This window comes from uncultured Methanobrevibacter sp., assembly GCF_902801725.1.
Taxonomy (GTDB): Archaea; Methanobacteriota; Methanobacteria; order Methanobacteriales; family Methanobacteriaceae; genus Methanocatella.
The window spans coordinates 1-2,196 of the sequence record NZ_CADCJB010000079.1 but is presented as its reverse complement, the minus strand read 5'-3'; the positions used below and the strand labels follow the sequence as shown (position 1 = coordinate 2,196).

Below are 2,196 nucleotides of genomic sequence, written 5' to 3'. Positions count from 1 at the left end.
GTTTTACGAGTACAACCATAGTTTTGTTTAAACATGACTTCTTGTTCGGGAGTTAAATGAAGCTTAACAACCACACCTCGAATATACTCACCCATAAATCTCATTCCTCCAGTCCAATATATATAATATTTTTATTCCATTATCTAAAAAAAAATGGAAAACATCTACTCTTTTTTAAAACAACAATTAAAATCACATTTAATTGAATAATATCTCATTTATAATTACCCATATATAAAAAATGAGAGAGAGCATTTGAAAAGTAATCGAATAACAAACTCAGAGCAATTTTTCAAACCCAAAACAATTTTTCAAACCCAAAGCAATTATTAAAAATCCATAAAAAAAAAGTATACTGAATAAAAATTTATGACCTAAAAAATTCACCAAAAAACACAAAATAAAAAATAAACGCAAAAAAAATAAATAAAAAAGATAGTACACCCAATAGTGCAATTCATCCACGACCTTGAAGAGGTCATGGTATTCTTGCATCATTTAGATAACAATCACATTTTCCGCCATCTTTTCGGCCTTTTTAACTATTTCTTCAATATCCACACCAGGAAATGCATCTATGACACATAAATCCACATCACCAAATTCAAAATCCTCAAATGCCTCATTATATATTTCATAGCCATCGGAAATACCATTTATTTCCAAATTGTTTTTTAAAGCTTCAATCATTTCAGGATTGATGTCATTGAAGATCACCTTTTCAAATCCATATTTGAGCAGATAGATGCCAAGGGCTCCAAGACCACACATACAGTCAATTGCAGTTCCCCTTTTGACATTATTATTATTCAGATAGTTGTGCAGCCTAACCAGCTTATCTTCTGTTGTCATTGCAACTTCAATGTGATGGCGTGACTGTCTTTTAACCAGAATTATCTTTTCCTGCAAAAGGGTTCTCATGACATTTATCTGAGTGTCATCACCTTCAAGAATTTCAAAGTGGCTAATTTGCGAATCTTTATCCAGTTGGCCAACAGTGCTTTGTGGACTTCCTTTAAGGACACATTTAACTTCAGGAACTTCGTCAATCAATCTTGATGCCACACCATATGTAAAATCAGGATGCAATAATATCAATGCATTTTCTGCAATGAATTGCGGGTTCAGGCTACTGTAATAAAATCCTGCCAGTGGCACCGGAGAGTTTCTCCTGAGAGTTGCATTTCCAGGTACAATTTCCTCTTCAATCATGATTTTCATGATATGGCTCATCACAACATCCAAAGGCCGTTTTCCACATTTGCATCTCATATATTCCCCATTCAGAGTTTCAAAATCAACCAGGTCCTTCAATGGGGAAAATTTCTTTATTTGGACATCCCTGCAGTTCTCACATTCTTCAAGCGATTTGATTTTTTCATCAATTTCCAAGATAAAAATCACCTCAAAATTGCTTTAATGTTTAAATATTGTCCTATATCACTAATAATGCTTTCAAAAGTAATAAAAACTATATAAATTAGTAATACTAATTTGTAACTATAACTAATTAATCGCCATTGGTGAAAATATGAACAAAGATATAATACCACAATATGACGTAACAAAGCAAGAGTACTCTCCCGAAGAGAAGATACTTTTGGGAGAAATGCGCGAGAATCTGGTTGACTTGGCAATATCCTCCGGTGACAATTTCCAAGTCAGTGAAGAGAAACTATTAAATGACATTAAGGGATTCCTATTCTTAAGGCTGAACGGAAAGGCTCAAGATAATGATGTCCCAAATGAATATCTTGACCGCTTGTCACGAAAGTTCCTACGGGACATCATCGGATATGGGGCAATCGACCCTCTGATTCAGGACGATGAGCTCGAGGAAATCATGATAATCGGAACAGGAAAGCCGATATTCATCTATCACAGAGAATACGGAATGATGAAGACAAATCTCCGATTCAATGACGAAAGCGAACTTCGAGACCTGATTGATTCGATTGCAAGGCAAATCAACAGAAGAATCGACCAGGAATCCCCAATCCTTGACGGAAGACTAATTGATGGCTCCAGGATAAACGCAACAATACCTCCAGTTTCAGCAGACGGGCCTTCACTCACCATACGTAAGTTCAGACGAGACCCCCTGACCATCATCGACCTGATTAATTCAAGGACAATTTCACTGGATCTTGCAGGATTTCTGTGGCTGTGTATCGACGGGCTGGGAGTCAAATCAGC

At 36.0% G+C, this 2,196-nt stretch carries 2 protein-coding genes; one reads left to right on the top strand and one right to left on the bottom strand.

Annotation, left to right across the window (positions count from 1 at the left end):
* Nucleotides 1–498: 498 nt before the first annotated feature.
* Nucleotides 499–1,392, bottom strand: coding sequence for a methyltransferase domain-containing protein (locus QZV68_RS10145; protein WP_296880880.1), 894 nt, complete (start codon nucleotides 1,390–1,392; stop codon nucleotides 499–501).
* 139 nt (nucleotides 1,393–1,531) lie between these two features.
* Here QZV68_RS10145 and QZV68_RS10140 point away from each other — a divergent pair.
* A partial coding sequence (locus QZV68_RS10140; RefSeq protein WP_296880879.1) for an ATPase, T2SS/T4P/T4SS family occupies nucleotides 1,532–2,196 on the top strand: 665 nt, incomplete at its 3' end.